The following is a 26,220-nucleotide window of genomic DNA, read 5'->3' on the forward strand; positions in this document are numbered from 1 at the left end:
AAAATGCTTAAAATAATATATTTGAGATTAGTTTATCTCCTAAAACTTGTAAAGTAATTTCAACAACTAATTTTTCAATTTTATTTCACTAACTCTTCAAAAAATGGAAACATAAAAGTGAAACAACTGGAATGGAGTTATCATTTGATTTCGAAATAATCATATATTTAAATCAAACAAGTACTTTTAAAAAGGTAATCCTGATGAGCTTAATGAAAATTATATTTTTTCTTATATGGTAACTAAAGTATAATATTTTAAAGCAAATAATTTATTCTTAGACAGCATGACAGATAGGCCAAGCCTTATTGATAATCTTGTTATTATGCTTAATAGTTACGAAAGTATATTAAGATAGACAAGTTAGTTGGTAAAAGCTGCAACTTCTACTGACTTTATCAATAAGACTAAATCTTATCAAAATTTTAACAAAATTTAAAAAAAAGTCAATATTATGTATTGGAAGGATAGATGTATTTGATAATTTCTTTTTTTTGCTACTATTTTTATAGTATCAAATTAACTATTAATGCCAAAGTAACTAGCATCGTCAATCCTAGTGTTGTTGCTCATTTTTTCTTCTTTTTTTACTATCCAATCCTTTACCTAAATACCACACAAAAGATCCAACAACAATCAAAGTTAATGACTGAAATAATTCAAGCATCTTTATCCTTTAGATACTCATTATGTCCTATTGTATATAAGATTCCAATAAGAGTAATTGTCCCATAAACTACAAACATAGTAACCATTTTCTATCCCTTCTTTAAATATTTACAAATATACAAATTACATTATTCTATTTCTATTAACGAATATCTCTAACGAATATTACTGCTGCTATAATAGCAACTACCATCATAATACCAACAGCTATTTCATTATTAGTCATAATAATTTATCCAAAACTCTAATTTTATTTATAATTATAGCTAAAAAATCTAACCCAAATAGTGCTCAGTGATACTAGCTCTATTATGTTTCATCTCATAGCTTACTTGTTGTAACGATTCAGAGTAAGAGTAAGAAGCCTTCCCATATTCAAACATTCTTCTTTTTGCAAAATTCCATCTAAGACCATGTGAGCCTTCAGAAATTTCTTTTGAAATAAGTGCTGATTGTTTTATATCATTATAATAATCTTGCCTATTGATTTTAAATTTAGAATTTATAGATATATAATTTTCTAATGCATTATAAGTTTCAAGTGATACTAAAACTTCACCCTGCTTCCCACCTTTTTCTTTTGTAAAAATAATTCCTTTTTGTGTATTTGTGATTAAATCTATTTTAGTTCCTAAAAGCTGTTCAGGTTTTATAAGTGCAACACCTTCAATTCTAGCTCCACCTTCAAGTTGAATATTTGCGGCAAGTTTATGAATAGGATTTTTTAAATTAAAGATTAAAAGTTTTGGATTATTATATGCTCTGTTGTGATAATTATTTGCTACAAATTTTAAATCTCTAGCTTCATTTAAAATAGTTTGTCGAATTGAAAAGTCATAATCTTTTTCTACTTTGTAAATATTTTTAGAAAAGAGTTTTAATGCAGTTTCTAGTTTACCAAGAGCTGCTGATATTTTTTCAAGATACTGTTTTGAAGGATAGTATTCAATTTTATAATCCATATAAGCTTGAATATGATGAGATTCAATTTTCTCAAAATCTTTTATGTTCCAATGTTCCAACAGATAGTTAAAAAAGTTATTCCAAATACTTCTATAACTCTCCATAGTTTTATAGCTAGAAACCTTTTGAAAGTGTTCATGGTTTGGATCTGTTTTTTCAGATTTTTTTGCACCATCTTGAAATATTTGTTTAGTTAATTGCGAACTTTGATAGTAAACACTTCCTCTCATTATAATCCTTAATTTAATTTTTTTAGTGATAGATTAAGCTCCTATCTTAAGCAATTTATATAGTTAAGTCAATCTGCATTTATTTAAATTCTTGCATCTGAATTTTTTGTGTAATGTTTTAAAGGATCTCCGTAGAGTTCAGGATTATTTTTTTGAATTTATCTTTTTAGTTTATTAAAAGTAATTGTGCTTTTATAAATTAGAAAAGATTAGTAGTAATAGATATTTTTTAATAGATAAAACATCTATTGGTTAATATATTTATAAAAAAATATATTTTAAATCTAGCTTACAAAATTTTGTAAACCAATTGTTTAAAAAGTTAAAGTTATAAAATTGTAACACAAATTTTTGTTTATTATTTTCAGGTAAATTCTTTTGATAGTTTAAATTTTTACTTCGGTTTCCTTTTTTTTGCTAAGTTTGAAAAAAGAAGCCTAGAATAAGGCTTTATTAAAGTGTTTATTTTTTACAAAAAAACAGTAAAAAAAACATTTAGTAAACAGCAAATAAAACAGTAATTTTAAGATTTTTAAATTTATTTTTCTAAATTTTTTATTTGCTAAGAGATTTATTTTGAAAAGATATGTAGTTATAACTTGAATTATTTTAAGAGATGATTTTTGAAAATTAAATTTTATTTAGAGTGTTTCTTCTATAAATTATCAAACTATTTTTTCTTATTCTTTAAATCTTTTTCATAAGAGTATTTCCCATAAGCTAGAAATATTCCAAAGGCTAAAATTATCATCATTGTAATTGATCCAGGGTTAATTGGTATTTCCATTACTGCTACCTTTTTATTTATAAATTTTCTTTATTTATTATTTTGAATATACTATTTTACTTTTGATAATATTTAATTATCCTTTAAATTTATGTTTTAAAGCTAAAAATATTTTATTTCTCTTCTAACCATAAACCTTCTTTATTGATTGGAAGAAATACTTCTATTAATATTATTATAGGTATTACAAATATGAGAAATTTTATAAATACTATTACTATAATTAACCAAAATATCATTCTATACATTATACTTTTTTTATTTCTATTTTTATAATAATCTTTTAATTCAGAAGCATGTTTATTTATAAAAGTTAAATCTTGGATAGAATATTTTCCATTAGGATTTTTCTTACCAATATTCATAGCTCTTCCTACATAGTTATGAATTGTATAATGGTGAATACCTCTTCCAGTCCCTGCTTCAGAACCAGTTGTTTTATAATAATTTACATAAAAAACTGCATTTGCACCTATTAAGTTTGCTTTATTTATTAAATCTTCTTTTGCACTATCTGGAGATTCTCTTGAAGTTCCTGTTATTATCCAATCTGATTCTTCAATAACTTCCCAACCTTTAATTTCATCTTTTTTACTAATATAAACTGTATCTGGAACATTGTATTTCAAAGTTGTATTATTATCCAGTAATCTTATATTTACTGCACTATAACCTTTGGGAGTAGCTTTTTGTTCAAATTTTAAAATTAAATCTTCACACAATTTATCAATATCTTTTTTATCTTTTAAAGATGAATCATGAAAAAAATAATCTTTTCTATCTTCACCTTTAATAAAGCCATAGTTTTTTTCAGACAAATAAGATGTTACTGTACCTATCATTTTTTATCATCTAAATTTTTTTGATAGTGTTTAAGATTTCTAATAAGTCCAGCATAAATATTAGATTGAATTTTTCTTAGTTGTTGAGTTGCAATATCTGAGTTAAAAACTCTTTCATAAATTTCATCACTCATAAATCTTTTATCATAAGTTAATGGATCTGTTGCAACTAAATTATCAATTAAAAACTCTTTATTCTCTTTTTTATCAATAACTTTTACAAATATAGGAACAAACAAACTATCATTTGGAAGCAATGCTCCAATTAAAAGAACTCCAAGTCCAACACCAGCACCAAGAGAGCTAGAATTAGATAAATTTCCTGCAACACTCATTGCACTTTGTTCGATATTAAAGTCTATTTTAGATGTACTAAATTTAACATCTAATGGTCTTCCTAATTTTTTAAGATCTCTTATTTCTGAGTTATTATAATCTCTTCCAAATTCAATCTCTACAATTTTATCTGCATCTTCTATTTTATCAACAAACTCATATCCACCATCAAAAATTTGTTTTTTAATAAGTGGGGCATAATAGTTTCTAACTCTCTCTTTTTGTGTAGTAAATTTGATTATTCCACTATTTTTTAAATCAAGTTCATTTATAGAGTAAGAGCCAAATGTACCTTTTACACCAAACTCATCTCTTTTATCATAAGAGTTCCAAAGCCATTTACTCCAAATTCCTCGCATTATATTTTCATAGTCGATATAAGCTTCTACATTTGATGAGTATTTTTTATTTGTTACAACAATATAATTACTATTTTCATCTAATTTAAATTGAAAATCTAAGGCAAGATTATTAGTATTTTTTTGTTCATCTCTTCCTGAAGCAAATATATTTATAAATGTTGGTTCATAATAAACATCTCTATTATTTAGATTTACATTAGAAGTTAATACAGGTGGTACAATTTTATTATTGTTTAAATCTTCAACTAATTTATTAAGTTGTTCTCTAGTCTTTGAATAGTTATTATCAACATAAAAGACTTTTGTTTTACTATTATTCTGTTTATACTCTTTATCTACTTTAAGAATTCCATCTTTTAGTTTTTGAGAGCAAGCTGTAAATAAAAGTGTTACAGCAAAAAGTATTAAAATCCTGAATTTCTGCATTATATCTTTCCTTATTGAACTTAAATTATTTAAGTTCACCTTTTTTAATTTTATGTTTTCTTCCAAAAATCAAATATAAAATCCATCCTATTGGATACAAAATCAAAATTACTATTATCCAAATAAGTTTATTTGTACTATCTTTAAATTCACTAGCAATTACATTAATTAACATAACTATTGGCATAATCATAAAAATCACCATAATCAACAAATCAATTCCAGAAGGCATTCCCATATTTTCTCCTTATTTAATATTTTTTAGTTAAGACTTGATTAGCCACCACATTTTATGCCAGTAGCATTCCATTGTTTATCTATTTCAATCATAGGCATTTCACAAATCATTCCTTTGATTTGTAGGATATATACTATTTTTCCATCTTTTTCAAAAGATTTTACTATTTTTATATCAGATTCTTGTGCTGATTTAACATTATATTTAGCTGCAATAGCTTTTACAGTTTTTTCATCTGGCTCAGAAGAGCAACCTGTAAAAAATAATGTTGCCAATCCAAAACTTGAACTTAATAATAATATTTTTCTCATTTTCTCCCTTTTGTATTTTATTTTTATCCTATAGAATAAAGACTAAAGGATTATATCTCATTAAAGTTTATATTAATTTTAACCTATAGGATAAATATAAATGTATATAGACTTTAGCAACAGTTCAAAAGAAGAGATTGAACTTTTTTATAAAAAAATATCTAACAATGTTAAAAAGCATAGATTAGAAAAAGGCTTATCACAAGAAAAACTTGCTCTTGATATAGGTATTAAATCAATTGCCTTTTATTCAAACTGTGAAAACAATAAATATGATAAACATTTTAATTTAGAGCATTTATATAAAATATCCAAATCATTAAGTATAAATATTGAAGTTTTATTTGAATAAATTCTTATTAATTTTGGCTCGTTAAATATTTTATAAAAGTATTTTATATTTACCATTAAAAAAAATCATTTATAAACTTCATCACTCTTTCATCTTTATCTTTTCTATAAAATAAAAATATTAACCCTACTCCAGCAATAAATAAAAATATTGCAGCTTCTCTTACATCTTTTATATTACTATTACTAAAAAATAGTATTATTGCTGGAAATATTGTAAAGAATACAATTATTAAATAGTTTTTCAAATTTTATCCTTATTATCAAATTTTGAGATTAGTATTTTAGTTTTTTTCATTTTTACTCCTATTGACTCTTTTTCTTTTTAGTACTAAATATTTTTTATATCTATATAGTTCTTTGTTTAAATTATCTTTCATAAAAATCTGAATAGCTACTAAAAGTAGAAATATAATTATAAAATTCATTAAAAATGTTCCATCATTAACTTTGAAATAAATTGCAGTTGTTATATAAAATATAAATATCCATAACATTAATTTGCCATGTAAAAAGTATATTAGAAATAAAAACATATTTTTATAGAAGAATCCTCTTGGTATCATATTTTTACTCCTTAGTTTCACATCTTGAGATTATTAGTTCTGTTGGACCTTTAACAAAGTTATAGCTATCATCAATAGACCAATTATCAGACTTTGAGACTTCTATTTTTATGTTACTTACATTACAAACTATAGTTTTATTACTATTGAAATCATTTATAAGATCATTTCTAATATGTTCAAGCCAAAGGACTGCTAATATTGGAAATGAAATTAAGAATAAAATAAATAGTGTCCAAGCAATAATCTTTCCATTTGTATTTTCATATTGTTCTAATCTATTTTCATTCATCTGTACTACTTGTACTTTTATTATCTTTAAATCTAAATACACTATTAGGAGCTTTAGATGCCAATTTTTGACCAGTTACAAGTAATACACCCCAAAATACAATATATAATAGAACCATATTAATATTTACATACAAATCATCAGGAGCAAAAAACATAGCATAAAATAAGCTAAGTATAAAAGAGCCTATTAGAACTAATATAGATACAACTACTAAAGTAACACCTAAACTTCCAAAAAAGTGATTCATATTTTTATAAAAATTACACATAGCACTTCCTTTTATTTTTTACTCTATTTAACCATACAGTTATATATAATAAATGTATTTTTACCGTCACTAACTCTATCTTTACTTTTTTTATCAAGTTTAAATCCTAAACTTTTAGAAACTATAAAATTATTACAAATAATTTCATCTCCTTTTTCAAAAGCACTATAAAGCTCTTTTTTCTTCTTTTCATCAGAATAAAGAACTGCTATTAAAAACAGAATAAAACTAACAAAAATAACTAAAACTTTAATATTAGAATTAAATAGTTCTTTATCTTTATTACATTCATCTGATAAAACTTTTTGATTATCCATATATTGCTCCTTGTTGATTATTTATCTAAAATAGATATTATTTAAGCAATTATAAACTAATTTAGTTATAAAATCAATAGCTATCTTCTATAATAGGTACTAATATGCTATAATATTTGCCAAATTAGAAGATAAAGAGAATAATAAAATGACAAAAGAAGAGTTTCTTTCAAGATTAAAGAAATTAAATCTTACACAAAAAGATTTTGCCAAGATTGCACATATACCATATTCAACACTAAATAATTGGGGTTGTATGGCAAATGGAAAGGTAATACAAGTTCCATCTTGGGTAGATCCATTTTTAAAGCATTATCATCAATCTATAAAGTATGATAAAGTGAAAAAACAAGTCTTTAATTTTTTAATGGATGAGATGAAAGAACGAAAACAAGGCAAAGATCAAAATAAGGATTAAAAAATCAAATACAGGAGTAATTAATGGAAAACCCAATTAACCCAGGTTCAATCATAATGACGATTATATTGCTAATTGGAATATTATTGTTAATAGGAAAATACTATTATGAAAAAGACAATAGAGATAAATAGATGACAACAGTAGAAATTGTAAGTGGAATAATACTATTTCTCCCAATGCTTTTAGCATTGATAGGAATTGCTATATTTTCAGCTAAAAAAAGAAAAGATACCATAATTTATCAATTAGAAGGAGAGGCTATAGATATTAATGAACTTTCAAATGATTTAAAAAAATATATTTCAAAAGTATCATCAAAAGAGCTTCAAAGAGTATTAATTACAGAATGCAACAAAGATAAAGCTGTTATTATAAGCTGTGAAGAGTATGGGAAATTACAAAAACTTGAAGATTTTATAGATGATATAGCTATTGCTAAAATTATAAAAGAGAGAGTTCTTGATAAAAAAGAGCCTGTTAAAATGTTGAACAAAGAAGATATGGATGAATTTATTAAAATTCTAAAATCTAAAAAATTGGAAGAATCTAATAAAAATATTGATAGTGTACATCAAAAGGATATTTGAAAAACTAAGTATAACCTTATCTTCTTCTCGTATTTTTAGTTTAAAATAGCAACTTGTTTGTTTTTTAAAGATAAGATTCTGAAAATGAAGAATTAAAACCTAATCTATGTAAAAAGCTTCCAAACTGGAAAATCTTGCCAAACTACCAATTATAGGAAAAAATCTCTAATTTTTTAAACTTACTATAAAATCACTCCAAAAGTAAACTATTGGTTTAAGATGTTCCAAATAGTTACTTTTATTTGTATAAGCCCTAACAACTTTTGAATTATCGTGGTGGTCAAGAAGTTTTTCTTTAGCTTCAAAAGAAAATTTGTTTTCAGTGTCAAGAGTATCTAATAAACTTCTACAAGTTCCTCTAAAACCATGCATTGTAATTTTTTTACCATTTTCTATATCATTAAAGCCCATTATTTTTAGTGCTTTATTTGGGCTTTCACTATTTATTGGACTTCTGTTATTAGTTCCTAAGAACACCCATTCTTGATAGCCTGTAAAATGTTCTTGCTCTTTTAAAATATTTATTACTTCTTTGCTCATAGGTAATCTAAAATCTTCAAGATTTATATCTTTTACTTTCATTTCACTTCTTGGAATAGTTATAATCTCTTTATCGAAATCTATATATTTCCATTTCATACCACAAATATTTTCAGCTCTATAAGGGAGATGAAGTACTAATTTTAAAGCTCCTCTGACTGAATGAGAGCCATTGTATAAATAAATAGCATTTACTAACTCTTTAAATTTGCCAATATCAGTAATTTTTGGAAAATGTCTAGTTTTCCTAGATGGGATAATATCTCCTTTTTTTATATCATTTAATATGTTTCTTTCACAAAAACCTTTTAAAACTGCATATCTAAAAAGACTATCTAAATAAGCAAATATTTTTGAGCTAACATCATAACTTTGCAAAAGTTTTACTTCAAGTATTCCAACAACATCTTTGATAGAAATCTCTTTAATATGCTTATTCTTTAAAAATGGATAAATATCATTTTCAAATGTTCTAACTTTGTTTATATGTGTAGTTGGAGCTGTTTTTTGTTCTTCTTTATTTAACCATTCTTTTGCTACATTTAAAAACATACCTTCCTCTTCTAAAACATTTTCATTTTTTAAATTTTTAAAGTATTCAATAGGATTAACACCAGTATTTATAAGTTCTTGGTACTCTTTTCTTTTAATTCTAGCTTCTCTTAATTCCATAATAGGATATGTTTTAAAAGTTGTCTCTTTTCTTTTACCATTTATTGTAAATCTAAATTCCCAAGTTTTTGTACCATTAGGTTTTACAGCTAGTCTTAAACCACCACCATCATTTAAGAAATATACCTTTTCTTGAGGTTTTGCCTCTTTTACTGTTTTGTCTTTTAAAATATTTAATGCCATTTTTTAACCTTGTGAAAGTCTTATATTATAGGAGTTTTATAAAGAAATTGGGTGGTAATTTTTTAATTTTTTTTAGAAAAAACAAAAACCACCCAAATAAACACCCAAAAATTATTAGATAGTATTATATTATATTAAATCGCTATAGAGGATTAATTAAGCAAAAGTACCATTCTAAAAGGCTTTGTTAGATTATATTAGAGTGAGTTAAATGATTAAGTGGTACGCCCAGTAGGAGTCGAACCCACAACCTCTCGGGTCGAAACCGAGCATTCTATCCAGTTGAACTATGGACGCACCTAAAAATTAGAATTGGATTGTAGCTATTTTTTACTTAAATTTTAGAAAATTGCACAATCTAAAAGAATTAAAACAAAAAACAGAATTCCTAAATATCCATTTACAGTAAAAAATGCCCTATCTATTTTTCTAAAATCTTTATTTACTAAATAGTGTTCATAGCTAAGCATTATTGCTGATATTACAATAGCCGTATATGCAAAATAGCTTCTCTGCGCTAAGATTACAAAAAATAACCAAAATAAAACTGTGAAGAAGTGAAAAACCTTTGAAAAAAGCATAGTTTTTTCTGCCCCGAAAATAGATGGAATTGAGTGAAGTCCTAGTTTTTTATCTACATCAATATCTTGTAAAGAGTAGAGTAAATCAAATCCAGCAACCCAAAACATAACTCCAACACTTAGCATTAAAACCCAAAGTGGAATAGTTTGGCTAACAGCTACAACTCCAGCAATTGGAGCAAGAGCTAAGGAAATTCCCAAAATTATATGTGCTAAATATGAAAATCTTTTAAAATATGAGTAAGAACCAATTATTATTAAAATAGGAATTGCTAATTTAAAAGCTAAGTCATTTACAAAATAAGCAACAACTATAAATCCAATAGCATTTACTAAGCAAAAAATAAACATAGCTTTTGGGCTAATTCTTCCATCTACATTTGGTCTATTTTTTGTTCTAGGATTTAGCCCATCTATGTCTCTATCCATAAATCGGTTAAACCCCATAGCAAAATTTCGTGCTGTTACAGCTGCTAAAACTCCCAAAATAAGTAGCTTAAATCCAAACCAAGCAGAACCATTTACTTCAACAGATGATACAAGCATCGCTATAAAAATAAATGGTAGTGCAAAAACAGAGTGAGAAAATACAACTAATTCACTAAAATCTTTTATTTTTTTTATTAATTTTTCCATGGCACGGATTTTATCAAATAATGAGTAAATTAATGCTTTTTGGCTATAATCAATCAAAAAACAAAAGAGAGATTTATGAAAAAATACCTATTTTTACCAGTTTTTATGCTTATTTTTTTAGGATGTAGTACAAAAGTTGAGGAAAATGTGGATAAATCAAATGCAAATGATGTTACAGAACTATTAAAAACTCTAATTAAAAAAGAGAAAGAGATAAATAGCCTTAAACTAGAGTTACAAGACTGTAAAGAGAAAAATAGTAAATGAAAGAAATAGCAATTATAGGTACAACAGCATCTGGAAAAACAGCATTATCTCTTGAATTAGCATCAAAAACAAACTCTATAATTTTATCTTTAGATTCACTTTGTGTTTACAAAGAGATAGATATTGTAAGTGCAAAACCTACAAAAGATGAGATAGGCGACATAACTCATTTTGGCATAGATGAAGTTTTCCCAAATGAAAATTTTGATGTAGTTTCATTTTTATCTTTGTATAAAAAAGCAAAAGATTTTGCTTTAGCAAACAATAAGAATTTAATAATTGTAGGTGGAACTGGTTTTTATCTAAAAGCTCTAATTGATGGAATTAGCGAAGGTTTAGAAAGCAAAAGCAAACTAGATATTCCTTTAGATGAAGCTTACCATTTACTTTATAATTTAGATAAAGATTATATGCAAAAAATTGAGGCAAATGATAGATATAGAGTAGAAAAAGCTTACTCTATATATAAAGAGAGTGGATTAACTCCAACAGAATTTTTTAAAAAGAATCCAAAAATAGCCCTAGCTCCAAATCTAAAAATATTTGAGATATTATGGGAAAAAGATGAGTTAGTAAAAAGAATATCTCTAAGAACTAAACAGATGATAAAAGCTGGACTTATAGATGAAATTATCTATTTAGAGAAAAAATATACAAGAAGCCCAAATTGTATGGCAAGTATTGGAGTAGTTGAAACTTTGGATTATTTAGATGGAAAACTTTCTAAACAAGAGCTAGAAGAGAAAATCATCTTAAATACAAGTAAATTAGCAAAAAGACAAAACACTTTTAATAAAGGTCAATTTGAAAATAGAAGTTCTAATATAATTTCTAGCTTAAATTCAGAGATTATTAAGTATTTTTCGATATAATCGCAACTCAAAAGTTTATCAAAGGACAGCAAAGACCTGCTCTTTTTTTAGACAAGAATTAAAAATTAAGGAAAATGGAATGAAAAAAGATATTCATCCAGATTACAAAGTATGTCAAGTTTCTTGTGCATGCGGAAATAGCTTCGAGACAAAATCAAATACTGAAACTTTAAGAGTTGATATTTGTTCATCTTGTCACCCATTCTTCACAGGAGAGCAAAAACTTGTTGATGCTGCTGGAAGAGTTGAGAAATTCAAAGCTAAATATAGTATGGCTAAATAATACAACACTATGTTGTGCCTAGTTCCAACACCAATAGGAAACCTTGAGGATATGTCCCAAAGGGCTTTAACAGCCCTATTGGAAGCGGAACTAATTTTTTGTGAAGATACAAGAGTAACAAAAAAACTTCTAAATCTTTTAAGTGAAAAATACAGTTTAGATTTTTCTAATAAAGAGTTCAAATCTTTTCATTCTCATAATGAAAAAGAGATAATAAATAGCTTATCAAAAGATACTTTTTCTAAAAATGTTGTTTATTGTAGTGATGCAGGAATGCCTTGTATTAGTGATCCTGGTGCTTCTTTAGTAGAGTGGTGCATAAAAAATGATGTAGCTTATGATGTAATTCCTGGAGCAAATGCAGTAGTTACAGCTTTTGCTATGAGTGGATTTACAAGTACAGAGTTTACTTTTTTTGGTTTTTTAGACCATAAAGGAGTTTCTAGGGCTTCAAAGCTAGATGAAGTTTTAAATAGTAGCAGAGCCTCTATTTTATATGAATCTCCACATAGACTTATAAAACTTCTTGAAGAATTAAATAAAAAAGAGCCAAATAGAACAATATTTTTAGCAAAAGAGATAAGTAAAAAGTATCAAACAACATATAAAAATAGTGCCAAAAACTTATATGAAGAGTTAAAAAGCTGTGAAATAAAAGGCGAATGGGTAGTGGTGATTGAAGCAAAAGAAAAATTTGGCTTTAATCTTGAATTAGAAGATATTCTTCCTTTAGATATTGCACCTAAAATAAAAGCAAAACTAATTGCAAAACTTAGTGGTGAAAATATAAAAGATGTTTATCAAAAATTATTGGATAAAATCGCAAAATGATAGTATATGGAAAACAAATAGTACTTTATGTACTTGACAAACACCCAAATTTAGTAGAAGAGATTTTTTTATCAAAAGATATTGATAGCAAACTTTTCTCAAGATTTGCAAAATTAAATAAAAAAATTCATAAAGTTGATAACCAAAAAGCACAAGCTTTAGCAAAAGGTGGTAACCACCAAGGACTAATTTTAAAACTTAGTGATTATAATTACACTTCTTTAAAAGATTTAAAAAATATGAATTTCATTGTAGTTTTAGATGGTCTTACAGATGTTGGAAATATTGGTGCAATTGCAAGAACTTGCTACTCTTTAGGAATAGATGGGATGATAGCAGCTGATGTAAAAACTGTAAATAACTCTGGAACTATACGAACTAGTGCTGGAGCTTTACTTGATTTACCTTTTGGGATTCATCCAAGAAGTATTGATTTAGCAAGTGAGTTAAAAGATGCAGGTTTTGCATTAATTGGTGCAACAATGGATGGAATTGATCTGAAAAAATATGGGAAAATAGAAAAAACGGATAAAGTTGCTCTATTTTTAGGAAATGAGGGCGAAGGAATTAGCCCAAAAGTTGCAAAAAAATTAGATTTAAAAGTATCAATTAAAATGGAAAAAGAGTTTGATTCTCTAAATGTATCTGCCGCTGCTGCTATTTTGATTTATAATTTAAAAAGATAAAATATATAACTAAAATAAAAAGAGGATATGATGAAAAAATTACTATTAAGTGCTATTTTATGTGCAAGTCTAAATGCAGATATAAATCAAGCAGTTTTAGGAATTTTAGGGAGTAGTGATTATAACACTCACAAAAATTTAATAAATCATATCTTTAAAAATGAGAAAGATTTTTATACAAATGGTAAATTAGATTATTCAAAAATAACTGCTGAACTTGATAAAAATAATCTTTTAAAAGCTACTCAAAACACAAGTGCAAATGAGATAACTTTTAATTTCAATACAAATCCTAAAATTTCATTTAAAAATATGAATGATATTTTAAGAGCTGTTGGGATTTCAAACTATACAACAAAAAGTCAAACAACAATTGATAACCAACTACAATGGAGTATAAAAGTACAAACCGCAGCCGCCATTAACCCTCTTAAAATATCAAATGAACTTAAAAGTGCAAATTGCAGAGTTATTGATATAAAAAAAGAGGGAAATAAGCTGAGTTATTATATTGACTCAAGTAAGGCTTCAATCTATAAGGCTGAAAATTTAGTTACTCAAAAAGAGCTAACTTTAAAAAGAGCTTCAAGACCATATTATGTAGAGTTGGGAAATGTTTATAGAGTAAATATAAACTCTAATGCAGGTAATAATTGGTATCCACTGGTTACCTTTTATGACAGTGGTTTTAATGCAATTGAAGTAGTTGAAAAAGAGAATTTAGAAAAAAGTTTAAAACTTGTAGTACCAAATGGTGCAAAGTTTATGAAAATTGATGATTTATATGCCCTAACAAATATTAAAAATGGGCTTACTATTACTAAGGAGTGATAAAAATGTTTCCAGAAATTGAATTTGAACGAATGAAAAGACTTCCAAACTATGTATTTGCAGAAGTAAATGCTATAAAAATGGAAGCTAGAAGAAATGGTATTGATGTTATAGATTTTTCTATGGGAAACCCTGATGGAGAAACACCAAAACATATTGTTGAGAAATTAAGAGAAGCTTCAACTAAACCAAAAAACTATGGATATAGTGCAAGTATTGGAATATACAAATTAAGACTTGCAATTTGTAACTGGTATAAAAGAAAATATAATGTTGATTTTTTAGATCCAGATAAACACGCTTGTGCAACAATGGGTTCTAAAGAGGGTTATGTACATTTGGTTCAAGCTATTGTAAATGTTGGAGATGTTGCTGTTGTTCCAGACCCAACATATCCAATTCACTCTTATGCATTTATGCTAAATGGTGCAGCTATTCATAAGTTTGAGTTAGTATTTGATAATGAATTTAAAGTGGATGAAGAGCTATTTTTCAAAAGCTTACAAAAAACAATAGATGAGTCAATTCCAAAAGTAAAATATGTAGTTGTAAACTTCCCACATAATCCATCTTGTGCTACTGTTACACCAGAGTTTTATGACAAACTTGTAGCAATGGCAAAAAAAGAGAGATTTTATATAATTTCTGATATTGCTTATGCTGATATTACTTTTGATGGATATAAAACTCCTTCAATTTTTCAAGCTGAAGGTGCTTTAGATGTTGCTGTTGAGTGCTTTACTCTTAGTAAATCATACAATATGGCTGGATGGAGAGTTGGTTTTGTTGTTGGAAATGAAAAACTTGTAGGTGCTTTAAAAAGAATTAAATCATGGCTAGATTATGGGATGTTTGCTCCAATTCAAATAGCAGCAACTGTTGCTCTTGATGGTCCTCAAGATTGTGTTGATGAGATAGTTTCTAAATATGAAAAAAGAAGAAATGTTATGCTTCAAGCTTTTGAAGAGGCTGGTTGGAAAATGGATAAACCAAATGCTTCTATGTTTATTTGGGCAAAAATTCCAGAAAAGGCTCAGCATTTAGGAAGTTTAGAGTTTTCTAAACAACTTTTAAGAGAAGCTCAAGTAGCTGTTAGTCCTGGAATTGGATTTGGACATTATGGTGATAAATATGTAAGAATTGCTCTAATCGAAAATGAAAAAAGAATTAGACAAGCTGCAAAAAATATAAAAAGATATTTAAAAACATTAGAATAGGCAAGGCTTTGTTCTCAAAGCCCTTTTGTTCGCACGAGGCGAAATTTCACTTCGTTGCATGATTTTTGCTACTTTTTAGAAGATTTTATATCTTCGCTAAAAAAGTAGAAAGATATGAAAACGGTTCCTTTTAAATAGGAACTATTTAAAAGGATAAATAAAGATGCTAAAAGTTGGAATTATAGGAGTTGGAACAGTTGGAACAAGTGTTGCAAATATTTTAAAAGACAACAAAAATATTATCACAGCACGAGCTGGAATTGAGATTGTTCCAACTCTTGGAGTAGTTTCAAATTTAGACAAAAAAAGAGATGTTGAAATTGAGCTTACAACTGATATTAATAGAGTTTTAGAAGATGATAGTATTGATATTGTTGTTGAGCTTATGGGTGGAGTTGAAAAACCTTATGAAATTGTAAAAAAAGCTTTGGAAAAAGGAAAAGCAGTGGTTACTGCAAACAAAGCACTTTTGGCATATCATAGATATGAACTTCAAGAACTAGCAGGTGATACACCATTTGAGTTTGAAGCTTCAGTTGCTGGTGGAATTCCAATAATAAATGCTCTAAGAGATGGATTAAGTGCAAATCATATTCAAAGTATTCAAGGAATTATGAACGGAACTTGTAACTATATGCTTACAAAAATGATAAATGAGGGTGCAAGTTACGATGCAATTTTAAAAGAAGCACAAGATTTAGGTTATGCTGAAGCTGATCCTACTTTTGATGTTGGTGGTTTTGATACAGCTCATAAACTTCTTATTCTTGGCTCTATTGCTTATGGAATAGATGTAAAACCTGAAGATATTTTAATTGAAGGTATTCAAAATATTAAGCAGACAGATATAGAGTTTGCAAAAGAGTTTGAGTACAATATAAAACTTCTTGGAATTGCAAAAAAAGTTGATAATCAAATAGAACTTAGAGTTCATCCTGTTTTAATTCCTCAAGATAAAATGATAGCAAAAGTTGATGGAGTTATGAACGGAGTTTCAGTTATTGGTGATAAAGTTGGAGAAACTATGTTTTATGGAGCAGGTGCTGGTGGAGATGCAACAGCTAGTGCTGTTATTGCAAATATAATTGATATTGCACGAAAAGGAAAAGGCTCACCAATGCTAGGTTTTGAAAAACAAGTAGGAGCAAAACCAACTTTAATGCCAAAAGATGAGATAAAAACAAAATATTATTTAAGACTTGAAGTTGCAGATAAAAGTGGAACTTTGGCAAAAGTTGCAAAAGTTTTTGGAGATAATGAAATCTCAATTGAAAATATGATGCAAAAATCAAAAAAAGAACAAAAAGCAAACTTGCTTCTTACAACTCACACTTGTGTTGAAAAATCTATTTTAAAAGCAATAAATGAACTTGAAAACTCTGGTGTTGTTCTTAAAAAACCTGCGATGATAAGAATAGAAGATTAAAAAATCTTCTATTTATCTACTATAAAAATAAATTAAAGTAACCATTTTGTAACCAAAACTTTCTAAACTTCCATAAATAAAATTTTAGGAAGAAAAATGAATTTCAAGAAATCATCTATCGTTTTAATGGCAAGTGCCGTTTTAGCAACAAGTTTAAGTGCAAGAGAGCAGATTAAAATTGTTGGTTCATCAACAGTTTATCCTTTCTCATCAAGTGTAGCTGAAGAGTTTGGAGCAACTACAAAATATCCAACTCCAGTAGTAGAATCAACAGGAACAGGTGGTGGAATGAAGCTATTTTGTGCTGGAGTTGATATAAATACACCAAGTATTGCAAATGCTTCAAGGCAGATGAAAAAAAGCGAGTTTGAAGCTTGTAAAGAAAATGGTGTTACAGATATTACTGAAGCTTTGATTGGTTTTGATGGAATTGCTATTGCACAAAGTTCTAAAATAAAATCATTTAATATAACAAAAGAGCAACTTGCTCTTGCTCTTGCAAAAGAAGTTCCATCAGCTGATGGAAAATTTTTAGTAGCAAATCCATATAAAAAATGGTCAGATATTAGCTCATCTTTACCAAATAGAGAGATTATAGTTTATGGTCCTCCAAAATCTTCAGGTACAAGAGACTCATTTGAAGAGATGATTTTACAAGCTGTTTTTTCAAAAATGCCACTTTTTACAGATTTATACAAAAAAGATGAAAAAGCAAATAAAAAATATAAATCATATAGTGAGATAAGAACAGATGGAGTTTATGTAGAAAGTGGTGAAAATGACAACTTAATAGTACAAAGACTTACAAAAAATGAAGCAGCTATTGGGATATTTGGATACTCATTTTTAACTGAAAATCAAGATAAAATGGTAGCACTTAGTATTGATAATATCTTACCAACAGTTGAAAATATCTCTAGCTCTAAATATCCAGTTGCAAGATCTATGTATTTTTATATAAAAAATGAACACAATAAAACAAACCCTGCACTACAAGAGTTTGCAAATCTTTTTATGAGTGAAAAGATGATTGCAGATGATGGGATCTTAACTGAAATTGGATTAATTCCTCTAAATGAAAAAGATAGAAAAAATGCACAAGATATAGTAAAAAATAGTCAAAAACTAAAACTTGAAAGTTTAAACCACTAAGGATAGATTTTGACAAATAGTTTTAATAAAGCAAAATATAGAAGAGAGCTAAATGAAAAGCTTATAAAAGCTACTTTGATTTTAGCTGCAGCTATATCTATTTTGACAACTTTTGGGATTTTATTCTCAATTTTATTTGAAGCGATAGAGTTTTTCAAGCTAAGAAGTTTTTGGTACTTTCTTACAGGTACAACTTGGAGTCCAGGGACTACAAATAGCCAGTTTGGTGCATTGCCAATATTTGCTGGAACATTTGTAATAACTATTATTGCACTTCTTGTAGCCATTCCTATTGGACTTGGAAGTGCTATATATTTAAGTGAATATGCAAGTAAAAATACAAGAGATTATCTAAAACCTATTTTGGAAATTCTTGCTGGTATTCCAACTGTTGTTTATGGATTTTTTGCAGCTATTACAGTTGCACCATTTGTTGTAAAAGTAGCAAACTTTTTTGGACTTGAAGCCACTTTTAATAGTGCTTTAGCATCTGGAGTTGTTATGGGAATTATGATTATTCCTTTGGTTTCATCTTTAAGTGATGATGTAATATGTGCTGTTCCAGACTCTCAAAGAAAAGCGGCTTTTGGTTTAGGTTTAACACAAGCAGAAACTATAAAAAACATTGTACTTCCTAGTGCCTTACCTGGAATTATTTCAGCTTGTTTGTTAGCACTTTCAAGAACTTTGGGTGAAACTATGATTGTAGTTATGGCAGCTGGATTGCGACCAAATTTATCTATAAATCCACTTGAAGATATGACAACAGTTACAGTAACCATTGTAAACTCTTTGGTTGGAGATTTTGAGTTTAACTCTCCTGAGACTTTAAGTGCATTTGCATTGGGGCTTATGCTATTTATTGTAACTTTGATTTTAAATATGGTTTCACTAAAACTTATTAGAAAATTCAAAGAGAAATATAAAGTGAATACATTATGATAAAAATTAAAAGAAGACGAAAAAAAAGAAACCCTTTTTATGATGCAAGTCTTAAAAAAAGGCATAAAAGTGCAAAAAGATTTAAGAGATTTACTCTTACTTCTTTGATATTTTCAGTGGCTTTTTTGGCATTTTTTCTATTTGATATGACTACAAAAGCTATTCCAGCTTTTAATATAGCATATATAAAAGTTGATGTAAGTTTCAATGAAAAATCTTTAGAAGATACAAGATTTGCAGTTTCAAAAGAGTATAGAGCTTTGGTTTCAAGAGTAGCTTTAAGAGATATTCCAAATATTTTAAAAGAGAATCCAGAGTATTTGAACAGCACTCAAAGTTTGTGGTTACTTGCAAATTCTCAAGTAGATCAATATCTGAAAAATCATAACAACACTTTAAAAGATAAAGAGATAGCACTTGTTGAAGAGTTAAAAAATAATAATTTAATTGAAAATAGATTTAATACTCTATTTTTTATAAATGGAGATTCAAAAATACCTGAAAATGCTGGTTTTTTCTCAAGTATTATTGGTTCTATTTTAACTTTGATTATAACGATGGCTGTAGCATTTCCAATAGGAGTTATGACAGCAATTTATCTTGAAGAGTTTGCAAGTGATAATAAATTTACAAGATTTATAGAGATAAATATAAATAATCTTGCCGCAATTCCTTCAATACTTTTTGGGCTTTTAGGACTTGCAATTTTTATAAATTTATTTGGGCTTCCTAGAAGTTCACCTTTGGTTGGGGGATTAACTCTTGCACTTATGACTTTGCCAATAATAATTGTAAGTTCAAGAGCTGCTTTAAGAGCAGTTCCAGATAGTATTAGACAAGCTGGGTATGGATTGGGATTAAATAAAATTCAAGTAACAAAAGACCATGTGCTTCCACTTGCATTTCCTGGAATTATGACAGGTTCAATTATAGGTTTAGCACAAGCTATGGGAGAAACTGCACCACTAATCATTATTGGAATGATAGCCTTTATTCCAGATGCTCCAAATATGATTACAAGTGCAGCAACAGTTATGCCAGCACAAATCTTTACATGGGCTGGTATGCCTGAGGGTATGTATATAGAAAAAACAGCAGCTGGAATTTTGGTGCTTTTATCAATATTGATTTCACTAAATGCAGTTGCAATTTATTTGCGAAAAAAATTTGAAGTAAAATGGTAAGGATAGAGATGAATACAAATAACAAATCAAAAATAGATGTAAAAAAACTAAATCTATTTTATGGTTCAAATCAAGCACTTTTTGATATAGATTTAAATCTATATCAAAATAAAATTACAGCACTTATTGGACCATCTGGTTGTGGAAAATCTACATTTTTAAGATGTATAAATAGAATGAATGATTTAATAAATAGTGTAAAAATAGATGGAAAAATAGTAATTGATAGAAAAAATATCTACGATAAAGATGTAGATGAAGTAAGTGTGCGAAAAAGAGTTGGAATGGTTTTTCAACAACCAAACCCTTTTGCAAAATCTATTTATGATAATGTTGCTTACGCACCTTTAAAACATGGACTTGTAAAAAAAGGAAAAGAGTGTGATATGTTGGTTGAAAACTCACTAATAAAATCTGGGCTTTGGAATGAAGTAAAAGATAAACTCCAAAATCCTGGAACTTCTCTTAGTGGCGGGCAACAGCAAAGGCTTTGTATTGCACGAACTATTGCCATAAAACCAGAGATTATTTTAATGGATGAGCCAACAAGTGCCTTAGATCCAATAAGTACAGAAAAAATAGAGGCACTAATGCTAGAACTAAAAAAAGATTACACAATTGTAACAGTAACTCACAATATGCAACAAGCAGCAAGAGTGGCTGATTATACAGCTTTTTTTCACTTAGGAAAATTAATAGAGTATGATGAAACACAAACTATTTTTATAAATCCTAGCAATAAAAAAACAGAAGATTATATTACAGGGAGATTTGGATAATGTTAAAACCTTATGAAGAGAAACTTCAACTTATAAAAAGTGAAGTTTATAAAATAGGAAGTGATGTTGTTGAAGCTTTGGAACTTTGTTTAAAAGCTTTAAATGATAGAAAAATTGAGGCTTTAAGCAATGTAGAAATTAGTGAGAAAAAATTTCTTGCAAAATCAAATGAGATAGATAATATGATTGTTACAACGATGGCTTTATATTCACCAGAAGCTAGAGATTTAAGAAGATTGGTAGTATATTTAAAAATCACAAATGAGATAGTACGAACAGCTGCAAATACTAAAGATTTTTCAAAGATGTTTAGAAAGTCTTACTCTGAAGATTTAGATACAGCAATGATTTTAGAATATACAATACCACTTTTAAAATCGGCTTTGCTCTCTACAAAAACAGCAATATCAATATTGGACGAACACGATGAGAAGCAAATTGAAGAGAAATATAAAAGAGTTGTAGTTGAAGAGAGTAAAACAGATGATTTGTATTTGATGATAGAAAAAAATATCTTAAAACTAATCACAAAAAAACTAGATTTATCAAAAGAGTATTTTGATATTTTAAGCTCTTTGAGAAGATTAGAAAAAATAGCAGATAGATCAGTTTCAATAGCAAGTTTATTGCAGTTTGCAAAACTTGGCGGTGATATGGTTCAATCATAAAATCCTTTATGATATAATTTTTGTTATGAAAAAAGCTATAAATAAAATCTCGAACTACTTTAGTTCAAACTTTGAAGTTTTGGTTGCTACAGTTATTTTTTTAACTGTAGTTATTGCAGGAAATGACTTTTATAAAGCAATTATTCTAATGCTAGAATTTGTTGTTATTATGGAAGTTGTTAAGATGATTTCTGATTTTATCAAAAAAGAGACATTAAGACTTAGATATGTTCTTGATATTTTTATCATCTTTTTGATTAGGGAAGTTATCATTTTATCAGCTAATAAAAATAGAGATTATTTTGATATTATATTTTTACTATTTGTAATATTTGTATTCTTTATTTTTAGAATATTAGCTATTAAATTCTCTCCAAATGAGGGGAAAAAAGAGATAGAACAAACACAAGAAAATGAAAAATAAAACTATTTTAATCATTGAAGATGAAGAGGATTTATTGGAACTTTTAGAGTTCACTTTACAAAAAGAGGATTTTGAAACCATTGGTTTTTTATCTATAAATGAAAATATAAAAAAAATCTTGGATGAAGAGAAAATAGATTTAATTTTAATGGATAGAAACCTTCCAAATATAGAGGGAACTACTTATATAAAAGAGTTAAGAAATAGTGGTTACCAAAATCCTGTTATTTACCTTACTGCAAAAGATAAACAAAGCGATATTTTAGATGGTTTTGAAGCATATGCAGATGATTATATTACAAAACCATTTAATATAAACGAACTTATTGCTAGAGTAAAAGCTGTTATAAAAAGGTCAAATAAAGAGTGTGAAACACTCAAAGTAAGAGATATTTTATACAATTTCTCAAATAAAAGTTTCTCTATCGATGACAAAACTTTAGAACTAACTCAACTTGAAACAAATCTTCTTTTAGAGTTTATAAAAAATCAAAATATACTTTTAAGTAGAGAGTATTTACTAGAAAATATTTGGAAAGACTCACTAGATAAACAGGAAAAAACTGTAAATGTAGCTATAAAAAGATTAAAAGATAAGATAGATTTAAAAGGTGAAAAAAACTATATAAAAGCCATTCGCGGAGAGGGATATATTTTTTGTTAAAAATTCATAAACTATTTTTTAGAAGTTTTCTACTCATATTTTTAATAACTGTTTTTACTATAACTTTACTTGTCTATTTTTGGGCAAAGAAACTATATATTGACGAAATAAAAACAAATTTAAGCCAAAATATTGATACATTTTTAACTGTTTTTTCAAAAGAAGATTTAGGAAATAGCCAAAATATTGTAAAAGATTTAGGGAAAAAACTAAATTTAAGAGTATCTTTAATAGATGAAAATGGTTATGTTTTAGCTGATAGTGAAGATTTAGAACTAATTGAAAATCATCTAAATAGAGAAGAGATTATAAATGCAAATAAGAACTCTTTTTCTTACTCCCTTAGATTTTCTAACTCTTTACAAAAAGAGCTTTTGTATCTTGCAAAGAGGTTTGAACTAAATGGAAAAATTTACTATTTAAGAATGTCAGATTTTACTGATAAGATTTTTGATAATTTCCAAAAATTACTTATTGAAATTATTGTTTATATTTTGGCTTTTCTATTTCTCTCATTTTTTATAAGCTACCTTTTAAGCCTAAAAATTAAAAAAGAGATGGATTTAATCTTAAATTTTTTAGTAAATCTAACAAAAAATAGAGATAAACTAACTCTAAAATCAAATTTTACCTTTGAATTTTATAAAATCGCAAAACTTCTAAACAAAGTTGCAAAAAAACTTGCAAAACAAGATGAGATAAAAGCCAAACATACAGCAAAATTAAAATTAGCAAATAGACAAAAAGATGAACTTATTTCAAGCCTTTCTCATGAATTTAAAAATCCAATAGCAATAATTTCAGGTTATAGCCAAACTTTACTAGAAGATGAAAATATAAAAAAAGAGTTGCAAATTAAATTTTTAACTAAAATTTATTCAAATTCAATAAAACTAGCACAAATAATTGATAAATTAAGACTTAGCTTAAGACTTCAGGAAAAACAGCAGGAGCTATTAAAAACAAAAATAAATCTCCATACTTTGGTAGAAACTTGTGTTAGTGATTTAAAAATAAAATATAAAAATAGAGAGATAAATATTGAAAGAAATGAGGTTTTTATAGATGCTGATGAGACTCTAATCTCTATTGCTATATCAAATATTATTGAGAATGCTTTAAAATACTCTAGTAAAGATATAGAGATTAAAATTGAAAAAGATTGTTTAAGTATTGTAGATTTTGGAATAGGAATAAGCCAAAATGATATAGAAAAGATTGATAAAAAATTTTATAGAGCTTCAAGTAATGAGTGGAACAACTCATTGGGATTAGGGCTTTTTATTGTGCAATCTATTTTAAAACTACATAATTTTAAGTTGGAGATAAGCTCAAAAGAAAATATTGGCTCAACTTTCAAAATTCATTATTAATTTATACTTAATTTAAGCAAAATAAAAGGATAACTTAACTATTATTCCAACTCATTAAAGAAAGGGAGTTAATAAATGAAATTTACTCAAATGGCAAAAGCCAACGAAATCGAAAGATCTTGGGTTGTAGTAGATGCAGAAGGTAAAGTATTCGGAAGAATTATTACTGAAGTTGCTACAATTTTAAGAGGTAAAAATAAACCTTGTTTTACACCAAATGTTGATTGTGGAGATTATGTAGTTATAATCAATGCAAGTAAAGCTAAATTTACTGGTGCTAAATTAGAAGAAAAAAATTATTATACACACTCAGGTTATTTTGGAAGTACAAAAACTCACAAAATGTCAGATATGATTGAAAAAAACCCTGAAAAACTGTATAAATTAGCTACTAGAGGTATGCTTCCAAAAACTACTCTTGGTAAAGCTATGTTAAAAAAATTAAAAGTATATGCAGGAAGTGAACATCCTCATACGGCTCAAATTAAAGGATAATAGTAATGGCAAAAGTATATGCAACTGGAAGAAGAAAAACAGCAATCGCTAAAGTTTGGTTAGAAAACGGAAACGGACAATTAACTGTAAACGGACAAACTTTAGACCAATGGCTTGGTGGACATGAGTCAATCAAAAAAAGAGTTATGCAACCATTAAATGTAGCAAAACAAGAAACATCTGTAAATGTTGTTGTTAAAACTTTAGGTGGTGGATATTCTGCTCAAGCAGATGCTGCTAGACATGGTATTTCAAGAGCTTTAGTAGCTTATGATGAGCAATTTAGAACTATCTTAAAACCTCATGGTTTATTAACAAGAGATGCAAGATCTGTTGAAAGAAAAAAATACGGAAAGAAAAAAGCAAGAAAATCTTCTCAATTCTCAAAAAGATAATTGGTACTTTTCTTTATTTTCCCCAAAGGAGCGATTTTTCATCGCTCCTTTTTTTTATCTATCTTCAAAGTTTAGTGTTTTATATCAATACTAACACTATATTGCATTCCCTCATTCTCTTTAGCTTCTATACTAAATTCACCATTTAAAAGATTTACAAGATTTTTTATCTCTATAATATTTTTATTCTCACTATTTAGCATAAATAGGCTATATATATCCCCAACTTCAAAACCATTGTTTTTCACAAGAATTTCTAATTTTCCTTTATTTATATTCATTAAAACAGAGATAAATTTCTGAACTTTTCCTTTTTTTAACTCTTTTTTTATAATATCCATAGATGATTGTTCTATTAAATAAGAGATAATATTTTCTACATAGGATAAATTTAAATTTATAGGCTTTTTAATATCCAGATTAACATCCCACTCCAAAAGGATTTTATATCTTGTATCAGCATAGAAATAGCCATCTACTTTTCTTTTATATAGTTCCAAAAGGTACTCGATTGATTTTAAAGAATTTACTTTTTCTTTAGGTCTTTTAAAATTTATAACTTCATGTTCAAACTTTTTAAGCTCTTCATATTGAAGTGCATAAGAGTCTATAATTTCAAAAATCAAAGAGCTGTTTATTAGCTCTTCAATACCCAATTTATTTATATGTTTATCAAAAATTGTAGTGTCAAAAACTGTAATAAAATATTTTAGATTTTGTATCTTATTTTTTAAATCAACTATTGTTTTTAAGTCATTTAAATATCTATTTTTTAAATCTAAACTCATTGATTGATTTTGTAATGATATATTTAAGAGTTCAAAAAAGTTTTTATCATCAATTAAAAACTCATTTAATTCAAGTTTTTCAAGTTGATTATATTTTGCAAGAAGTATTCTTAGTTCATCTTTTAAAAAACCTAAATTCTCATCTAAAATATAGTTTATTTCCATAATTGAAATTTGAATATCTTCATGGTTTTCGTTATAAAGCTGTCTATTAAGTCTTGTTTTCCCACCATTTTCATTTGAAAAAATATTACTAATACTAAAAAATTTCTCATACTTTTGTTTTAAAATTAGAACTTCATTTTCTAATTTTGAAATGTTAGAAAAAACTTGCTCTTTATAGTTATTTGTAGTTTCCAAAA

General features: G+C 27.0%; 33 protein-coding genes and 1 tRNA gene. 21 read left to right on the top strand and 13 right to left on the bottom strand.

Annotation, left to right across the window (positions count from 1 at the left end):
- Positions 1 to 944 precede the first annotated feature (944 nt).
- From IQC44_RS00330 to IQC44_RS00350, 5 genes are all read right to left on the bottom strand, one after another.
- Positions 945 to 1,862 carry a site-specific integrase gene (locus IQC44_RS00330; RefSeq protein ID WP_198304204.1) on the bottom strand — a complete coding sequence of 306 codons (918 nt, stop codon included), beginning with the start codon at positions 1,860 to 1,862 and terminating at the stop codon, positions 945 to 947.
- A gap of 900 nt (positions 1,863 to 2,762) precedes the next feature.
- Positions 2,763 to 3,491: a cold-shock protein gene (locus IQC44_RS00335; RefSeq protein WP_198304205.1), complete on the bottom strand. Its 729-nt coding sequence runs from the start codon at positions 3,489 to 3,491 to the stop codon at positions 2,763 to 2,765.
- Positions 3,488 to 4,615 (bottom strand): hypothetical protein, encoded by a 1,128-nt coding sequence (locus IQC44_RS00340; protein ID WP_198304206.1) that lies wholly within the window; start codon positions 4,613 to 4,615, stop codon positions 3,488 to 3,490. Before IQC44_RS00340 ends, IQC44_RS00335 begins: the two co-directional genes overlap by 4 nt.
- Before the next feature lie 25 nt (positions 4,616 to 4,640).
- Positions 4,641 to 4,853, bottom strand: a complete 213-nt coding sequence (locus tag IQC44_RS00345) for a PLDc N-terminal domain-containing protein (protein WP_198304207.1) — start codon at positions 4,851 to 4,853, stop codon at positions 4,641 to 4,643.
- A 38-nt stretch (positions 4,854 to 4,891) separates the two neighbouring features.
- Entirely contained in the window at positions 4,892 to 5,164 is a 273-nt protein-coding gene (locus IQC44_RS00350) for a hypothetical protein (protein WP_198304208.1), read from the bottom strand.
- Positions 5,165 to 5,264: 100 nt separating this feature from the next.
- On the opposite strand from IQC44_RS00350, the gene IQC44_RS00355 reads away from it, so the two are divergent.
- Positions 5,265 to 5,516: a helix-turn-helix transcriptional regulator gene (locus IQC44_RS00355; RefSeq protein ID WP_198304209.1), complete on the top strand. Its 252-nt coding sequence runs from the start codon at positions 5,265 to 5,267 to the stop codon at positions 5,514 to 5,516.
- 55 nt (positions 5,517 to 5,571) lie between these two features.
- Here the strand turns inward: IQC44_RS00355 and IQC44_RS00360 are convergent, their stop codons facing one another.
- The 4 genes from IQC44_RS00360 to IQC44_RS00375 all read right to left on the bottom strand — a co-directional run bounded on the left by IQC44_RS00360 (position 5,572) and on the right by IQC44_RS00375 (position 6,961).
- Positions 5,572 to 5,763 (bottom strand): hypothetical protein, encoded by a 192-nt coding sequence (locus IQC44_RS00360; RefSeq protein ID WP_198304210.1) that lies wholly within the window; start codon positions 5,761 to 5,763, stop codon positions 5,572 to 5,574.
- A 322-nt stretch (positions 5,764 to 6,085) separates the two neighbouring features.
- On the bottom strand, positions 6,086 to 6,373 hold the full coding sequence (locus IQC44_RS00365; protein WP_198304211.1) for a hypothetical protein: 288 nt from the start codon (positions 6,371 to 6,373) through the stop codon (positions 6,086 to 6,088).
- Positions 6,366 to 6,644, bottom strand: coding sequence for a hypothetical protein (locus IQC44_RS00370; RefSeq protein WP_198304212.1), 279 nt, complete (start codon positions 6,642 to 6,644; stop codon positions 6,366 to 6,368). The genes IQC44_RS00365 and IQC44_RS00370 overlap by 8 nt, the downstream gene beginning before the upstream one ends.
- A gap of 23 nt (positions 6,645 to 6,667) precedes the next feature.
- Positions 6,668 to 6,961 carry a hypothetical protein gene (locus IQC44_RS00375; protein WP_198304213.1) on the bottom strand — a complete coding sequence of 98 codons (294 nt, stop codon included), beginning with the start codon at positions 6,959 to 6,961 and terminating at the stop codon, positions 6,668 to 6,670.
- A gap of 148 nt (positions 6,962 to 7,109) precedes the next feature.
- Here IQC44_RS00375 and IQC44_RS00380 point away from each other — a divergent pair, with 148 nt between their 5' ends.
- Together IQC44_RS00380 and IQC44_RS00385 are read left to right on the top strand one after the other, a co-directional pair.
- Positions 7,110 to 7,379 carry a helix-turn-helix domain-containing protein gene (locus IQC44_RS00380; protein WP_198304214.1) on the top strand — a complete coding sequence of 90 codons (270 nt, stop codon included), beginning with the start codon at positions 7,110 to 7,112 and terminating at the stop codon, positions 7,377 to 7,379.
- 134 nt (positions 7,380 to 7,513) lie between these two features.
- The gene (locus tag IQC44_RS00385; protein WP_198304215.1) at positions 7,514 to 7,969 is read left to right on the top strand and encodes a type II toxin-antitoxin system prevent-host-death family antitoxin; all 456 of its coding nucleotides are present in this window, start codon (positions 7,514 to 7,516) and stop codon (positions 7,967 to 7,969) included.
- Positions 7,970 to 8,134: 165 nt separating this feature from the next.
- On the opposite strand, the gene IQC44_RS00390 is transcribed toward IQC44_RS00385, so the two are convergent.
- The 3 genes from IQC44_RS00390 to mqnP all read right to left on the bottom strand — a co-directional run bounded on the left by IQC44_RS00390 (position 8,135) and on the right by mqnP (position 10,581).
- Positions 8,135 to 9,364 (bottom strand): tyrosine-type recombinase/integrase, encoded by a 1,230-nt coding sequence (locus tag IQC44_RS00390; RefSeq protein WP_198304216.1) that lies wholly within the window; start codon positions 9,362 to 9,364, stop codon positions 8,135 to 8,137.
- A gap of 220 nt (positions 9,365 to 9,584) precedes the next feature.
- Positions 9,585 to 9,661 (bottom strand) — tRNA-Arg (locus IQC44_RS00395).
- A 44-nt stretch (positions 9,662 to 9,705) separates the two neighbouring features.
- Complete coding sequence (mqnP, locus tag IQC44_RS00400; RefSeq protein WP_198304217.1) at positions 9,706 to 10,581, bottom strand: menaquinone biosynthesis prenyltransferase MqnP; 876 nt, start codon at positions 10,579 to 10,581, stop codon at positions 9,706 to 9,708.
- Positions 10,582 to 10,656: 75 nt separating this feature from the next.
- Here mqnP and IQC44_RS00405 point away from each other — a divergent pair, with 75 nt between their 5' ends.
- From IQC44_RS00405 to rpsI, 18 genes are all read left to right on the top strand, one after another.
- Complete coding sequence (locus tag IQC44_RS00405; RefSeq protein WP_198304218.1) at positions 10,657 to 10,848, top strand: hypothetical protein; 192 nt, start codon at positions 10,657 to 10,659, stop codon at positions 10,846 to 10,848.
- Positions 10,845 to 11,720 (top strand): tRNA (adenosine(37)-N6)-dimethylallyltransferase MiaA, encoded by an 876-nt coding sequence (gene miaA, locus IQC44_RS00410; protein WP_198304219.1) that lies wholly within the window; start codon positions 10,845 to 10,847, stop codon positions 11,718 to 11,720. Before IQC44_RS00405 ends, miaA begins: the two co-directional genes overlap by 4 nt.
- A 79-nt stretch (positions 11,721 to 11,799) precedes the next feature.
- Positions 11,800 to 12,003 carry a 50S ribosomal protein L31 gene (rpmE, locus tag IQC44_RS00415; protein ID WP_198304220.1) on the top strand — a complete coding sequence of 68 codons (204 nt, stop codon included), beginning with the start codon at positions 11,800 to 11,802 and terminating at the stop codon, positions 12,001 to 12,003.
- A 9-nt stretch (positions 12,004 to 12,012) separates the two neighbouring features.
- The gene (gene rsmI, locus IQC44_RS00420; RefSeq protein ID WP_198304221.1) at positions 12,013 to 12,834 is read left to right on the top strand and encodes a 16S rRNA (cytidine(1402)-2'-O)-methyltransferase; all 822 of its coding nucleotides are present in this window, start codon (positions 12,013 to 12,015) and stop codon (positions 12,832 to 12,834) included.
- Entirely contained in the window at positions 12,831 to 13,520 is a 690-nt protein-coding gene (rlmB, locus tag IQC44_RS00425; RefSeq protein WP_198304222.1) for a 23S rRNA (guanosine(2251)-2'-O)-methyltransferase RlmB, read from the top strand. Before rsmI ends, rlmB begins: the two co-directional genes overlap by 4 nt.
- Before the next feature lie 30 nt (positions 13,521 to 13,550).
- Complete coding sequence (locus IQC44_RS00430; protein WP_198304223.1) at positions 13,551 to 14,351, top strand: hypothetical protein; 801 nt, start codon at positions 13,551 to 13,553, stop codon at positions 14,349 to 14,351.
- 5 nt (positions 14,352 to 14,356) lie between these two features.
- The gene (locus IQC44_RS00435) at positions 14,357 to 15,568 is read left to right on the top strand and encodes an LL-diaminopimelate aminotransferase (RefSeq protein WP_198304224.1); all 1,212 of its coding nucleotides are present in this window, start codon (positions 14,357 to 14,359) and stop codon (positions 15,566 to 15,568) included.
- Positions 15,569 to 15,731: 163 nt separating this feature from the next.
- Positions 15,732 to 16,994: a homoserine dehydrogenase gene (locus tag IQC44_RS00440; protein ID WP_198304225.1), complete on the top strand. Its 1,263-nt coding sequence runs from the start codon at positions 15,732 to 15,734 to the stop codon at positions 16,992 to 16,994.
- A gap of 96 nt (positions 16,995 to 17,090) precedes the next feature.
- Positions 17,091 to 18,146 carry a substrate-binding domain-containing protein gene (locus IQC44_RS00445; protein ID WP_198304226.1) on the top strand — a complete coding sequence of 352 codons (1,056 nt, stop codon included), beginning with the start codon at positions 17,091 to 17,093 and terminating at the stop codon, positions 18,144 to 18,146.
- A 9-nt stretch (positions 18,147 to 18,155) separates the two neighbouring features.
- Positions 18,156 to 19,088 (top strand): phosphate ABC transporter permease subunit PstC, encoded by a 933-nt coding sequence (gene pstC, locus IQC44_RS00450; protein WP_198304227.1) that lies wholly within the window; start codon positions 18,156 to 18,158, stop codon positions 19,086 to 19,088.
- Positions 19,085 to 20,272 carry a phosphate ABC transporter permease PstA gene (pstA, locus tag IQC44_RS00455; protein ID WP_198304228.1) on the top strand — a complete coding sequence of 396 codons (1,188 nt, stop codon included), beginning with the start codon at positions 19,085 to 19,087 and terminating at the stop codon, positions 20,270 to 20,272. Before pstC ends, pstA begins: the two co-directional genes overlap by 4 nt.
- 8 nt (positions 20,273 to 20,280) lie before the next feature.
- Positions 20,281 to 21,051 carry a phosphate ABC transporter ATP-binding protein PstB gene (pstB, locus tag IQC44_RS00460; RefSeq protein WP_198304229.1) on the top strand — a complete coding sequence of 257 codons (771 nt, stop codon included), beginning with the start codon at positions 20,281 to 20,283 and terminating at the stop codon, positions 21,049 to 21,051.
- A complete protein-coding gene (locus tag IQC44_RS00465) occupies positions 21,051 to 21,719 on the top strand; it encodes a phosphate signaling complex PhoU family protein (RefSeq protein WP_198304230.1) in 669 nt (222 codons plus the stop codon). The genes pstB and IQC44_RS00465 overlap by 1 nt, the downstream gene beginning before the upstream one ends.
- A gap of 25 nt (positions 21,720 to 21,744) precedes the next feature.
- Positions 21,745 to 22,143, top strand: a complete 399-nt coding sequence (locus tag IQC44_RS00470) for a phosphate-starvation-inducible PsiE family protein (protein ID WP_198304231.1) — start codon at positions 21,745 to 21,747, stop codon at positions 22,141 to 22,143.
- Positions 22,133 to 22,807 (top strand): response regulator transcription factor, encoded by a 675-nt coding sequence (locus IQC44_RS00475; protein ID WP_198304232.1) that lies wholly within the window; start codon positions 22,133 to 22,135, stop codon positions 22,805 to 22,807. Before IQC44_RS00470 ends, IQC44_RS00475 begins: the two co-directional genes overlap by 11 nt.
- Positions 22,801 to 24,180, top strand: a complete 1,380-nt coding sequence (locus IQC44_RS00480) for a HAMP domain-containing sensor histidine kinase (RefSeq protein WP_198304233.1) — start codon at positions 22,801 to 22,803, stop codon at positions 24,178 to 24,180. Before IQC44_RS00475 ends, IQC44_RS00480 begins: the two co-directional genes overlap by 7 nt.
- 75 nt (positions 24,181 to 24,255) lie before the next feature.
- Positions 24,256 to 24,675, top strand: coding sequence for a 50S ribosomal protein L13 (gene rplM, locus IQC44_RS00485; protein WP_113894793.1), 420 nt, complete (start codon positions 24,256 to 24,258; stop codon positions 24,673 to 24,675).
- A gap of 5 nt (positions 24,676 to 24,680) precedes the next feature.
- The gene (gene rpsI / locus IQC44_RS00490) at positions 24,681 to 25,070 is read left to right on the top strand and encodes a 30S ribosomal protein S9 (RefSeq protein ID WP_198304234.1); all 390 of its coding nucleotides are present in this window, start codon (positions 24,681 to 24,683) and stop codon (positions 25,068 to 25,070) included.
- 71 nt (positions 25,071 to 25,141) lie between these two features.
- On the opposite strand, the gene IQC44_RS00495 is transcribed toward rpsI, so the two are convergent.
- A complete protein-coding gene (locus IQC44_RS00495) occupies positions 25,142 to 26,218 on the bottom strand; it encodes a hypothetical protein (RefSeq protein ID WP_198304235.1) in 1,077 nt (358 codons plus the stop codon).
- Positions 26,219 to 26,220: the final 2 nt, after the last annotated feature.

The organism is Arcobacter vandammei (genome assembly GCF_016106035.1).
Classification (GTDB): domain Bacteria; phylum Campylobacterota; class Campylobacteria; order Campylobacterales; family Arcobacteraceae; genus Aliarcobacter; species Aliarcobacter vandammei.

What these genes read in the sequence shown, in the direction of transcription:
- IQC44_RS00405 (WP_198304218.1), top strand. Translation starts at nt 10,657, where the DNA reads ATGAAAAAATACCTATTTTTACCAGTTTTTATGCTTATTTTTTTAGGA.
- pstA (WP_198304228.1), top strand. Translation starts at nt 19,085, where the DNA reads ATGATAAAAATTAAAAGAAGACGAAAAAAAAGAAACCCTTTTTATGAT.
- IQC44_RS00435 (WP_198304224.1), top strand. Translation starts at nt 14,357, where the DNA reads ATGTTTCCAGAAATTGAATTTGAACGAATGAAAAGACTTCCAAACTAT.
- rpsI (WP_198304234.1), top strand. Translation starts at nt 24,681, where the DNA reads ATGGCAAAAGTATATGCAACTGGAAGAAGAAAAACAGCAATCGCTAAA.
- IQC44_RS00385 (WP_198304215.1), top strand. Translation starts at nt 7,514, where the DNA reads ATGACAACAGTAGAAATTGTAAGTGGAATAATACTATTTCTCCCAATG.
- pstB (WP_198304229.1), top strand. Translation starts at nt 20,281, where the DNA reads ATGAATACAAATAACAAATCAAAAATAGATGTAAAAAAACTAAATCTA.
- IQC44_RS00345 (WP_198304207.1), bottom strand. Translation starts at nt 4,853, where the DNA reads ATGGGAATGCCTTCTGGAATTGATTTGTTGATTATGGTGATTTTTATG.
- IQC44_RS00365 (WP_198304211.1), bottom strand. Translation starts at nt 6,373, where the DNA reads ATGAATGAAAATAGATTAGAACAATATGAAAATACAAATGGAAAGATT.
- IQC44_RS00430 (WP_198304223.1), top strand. Translation starts at nt 13,551, where the DNA reads ATGAAAAAATTACTATTAAGTGCTATTTTATGTGCAAGTCTAAATGCA.
- IQC44_RS00380 (WP_198304214.1), top strand. Translation starts at nt 7,110, where the DNA reads ATGACAAAAGAAGAGTTTCTTTCAAGATTAAAGAAATTAAATCTTACA.
- IQC44_RS00375 (WP_198304213.1), bottom strand. Translation starts at nt 6,961, where the DNA reads ATGGATAATCAAAAAGTTTTATCAGATGAATGTAATAAAGATAAAGAA.
- IQC44_RS00440 (WP_198304225.1), top strand. Translation starts at nt 15,732, where the DNA reads ATGCTAAAAGTTGGAATTATAGGAGTTGGAACAGTTGGAACAAGTGTT.
- rpmE (WP_198304220.1), top strand. Translation starts at nt 11,800, where the DNA reads ATGAAAAAAGATATTCATCCAGATTACAAAGTATGTCAAGTTTCTTGT.
- IQC44_RS00370 (WP_198304212.1), bottom strand. Translation starts at nt 6,644, where the DNA reads ATGTGTAATTTTTATAAAAATATGAATCACTTTTTTGGAAGTTTAGGT.
- mqnP (WP_198304217.1), bottom strand. Translation starts at nt 10,581, where the DNA reads ATGGAAAAATTAATAAAAAAAATAAAAGATTTTAGTGAATTAGTTGTA.
- IQC44_RS00340 (WP_198304206.1), bottom strand. Translation starts at nt 4,615, where the DNA reads ATGCAGAAATTCAGGATTTTAATACTTTTTGCTGTAACACTTTTATTT.
- IQC44_RS00335 (WP_198304205.1), bottom strand. Translation starts at nt 3,491, where the DNA reads ATGATAGGTACAGTAACATCTTATTTGTCTGAAAAAAACTATGGCTTT.
- rsmI (WP_198304221.1), top strand. Translation starts at nt 12,013, where the DNA reads ATGTTGTGCCTAGTTCCAACACCAATAGGAAACCTTGAGGATATGTCC.
- IQC44_RS00445 (WP_198304226.1), top strand. Translation starts at nt 17,091, where the DNA reads ATGAATTTCAAGAAATCATCTATCGTTTTAATGGCAAGTGCCGTTTTA.
- IQC44_RS00355 (WP_198304209.1), top strand. Translation starts at nt 5,265, where the DNA reads ATGTATATAGACTTTAGCAACAGTTCAAAAGAAGAGATTGAACTTTTT.
- rlmB (WP_198304222.1), top strand. Translation starts at nt 12,831, where the DNA reads ATGATAGTATATGGAAAACAAATAGTACTTTATGTACTTGACAAACAC.
- IQC44_RS00475 (WP_198304232.1), top strand. Translation starts at nt 22,133, where the DNA reads ATGAAAAATAAAACTATTTTAATCATTGAAGATGAAGAGGATTTATTG.
- IQC44_RS00465 (WP_198304230.1), top strand. Translation starts at nt 21,051, where the DNA reads ATGTTAAAACCTTATGAAGAGAAACTTCAACTTATAAAAAGTGAAGTT.
- rplM (WP_113894793.1), top strand. Translation starts at nt 24,256, where the DNA reads ATGAAATTTACTCAAATGGCAAAAGCCAACGAAATCGAAAGATCTTGG.
- IQC44_RS00350 (WP_198304208.1), bottom strand. Translation starts at nt 5,164, where the DNA reads ATGAGAAAAATATTATTATTAAGTTCAAGTTTTGGATTGGCAACATTA.
- miaA (WP_198304219.1), top strand. Translation starts at nt 10,845, where the DNA reads ATGAAAGAAATAGCAATTATAGGTACAACAGCATCTGGAAAAACAGCA.
- IQC44_RS00470 (WP_198304231.1), top strand. Translation starts at nt 21,745, where the DNA reads ATGAAAAAAGCTATAAATAAAATCTCGAACTACTTTAGTTCAAACTTT.
- IQC44_RS00390 (WP_198304216.1), bottom strand. Translation starts at nt 9,364, where the DNA reads ATGGCATTAAATATTTTAAAAGACAAAACAGTAAAAGAGGCAAAACCT.
- IQC44_RS00330 (WP_198304204.1), bottom strand. Translation starts at nt 1,862, where the DNA reads ATGAGAGGAAGTGTTTACTATCAAAGTTCGCAATTAACTAAACAAATA.